Genomic DNA, 550 nt, shown 5'->3' with positions numbered 1-550 from the left:
GAGCAAGACCATGAGCCAATGGGACAGATTCTTCGCCAGAGACAAACACAAAGCCAAACCCGAGGCGTTTCAGCCTTTAACTGAGCAGGAACTCAAGGATATTCAACAGTTCCTGTACGACCATGCCGCCGACTCGGATCAACCCCAGACCTGCGGTTGATAGCGCGTAATCACTTAACTCATTAACAGTCAGTAAGCCAAGTATGGGGTTACCCCAGGGCTGCTTGCTGCCTGAAAACGACCGGCAAGGCCGGTCAGGAGAATCAACTATGCGTACTCTTATCGCACTGGCGGTGGCCCAGGCACTGGGTTTGGCTCTGCTCGGCAGCCCCCAGCTTCAGGCCGGAGAACTGGATGACAGCACCAAGATCCGCGAGCTTAAACAGCAACTGCAGGAGATCACCGAAGAGCTGGATATACTCAACAGCCGGGTGGACAAAACAGAGCGGCACACGGCGCTCGATCGACTGGAGATCAGCGGCGACTTTCGCACCCGAGCCCACGAGACTCCTGAGCATCTCGTATGCCGTCTTCTGCTTGAAAAAAAAAA

1 pseudogene is annotated in these 550 nt (G+C 54.7%); it reads left to right on the top strand.

What is annotated here, in order from left to right:
- Positions 1-160: pseudogene (locus K5R16_RS22580) on the top strand (cytochrome c); the annotation flags it as partial.
- Positions 161-550 lie beyond the last annotated feature (390 nt).

Origin of the sequence: Shewanella sp. c952, from assembly GCF_019654975.1 — a bacterium.
Classification (GTDB): domain Bacteria; phylum Pseudomonadota; class Gammaproteobacteria; order Enterobacterales; family Shewanellaceae; genus Shewanella.
Note: the sequence above shows the minus strand (reverse complement) of the source record. Positions and strands in the feature narration are given on the sequence as shown.